Here is a 262-nt window from a genome sequence, read left to right on the forward strand (position 1 = left end):
GCGACCTGCGCTTCGAGCAGCGACGGGCCGGTGTCGCCGTAGGTGACGGTGACGAGCCGTCCGCGACGCAGCACCCCGGACACGGGACGCCGCCAGGTCGCCAACGGGAACAGGTCCGGGTCGGGCACGCCGACGGAGAAGTCCACCGCGACCGGCCCGGACACCTGTGGCGGTGCTCCCGCGACGCGCCACGGCCCGCGCGGCACCACCACCCCGCCGCCCCTGGACGTGTGCCGATCGGCTGCGGGCGGCATGCAGCCCG

Annotated in this window: 1 pseudogene; it reads right to left on the reverse strand. The window is 76.7% G+C overall.

The window, feature by feature from the left end:
• Positions 1-212, reverse strand: a pseudogene (locus ACPYOM_RS22810) (MocR-like pyridoxine biosynthesis transcription factor PdxR); the annotation flags it as partial.
• Positions 213-262: the final 50 nt, after the last annotated feature.

This window comes from Monashia sp. HAY1-2A (assembly GCF_056755315.1).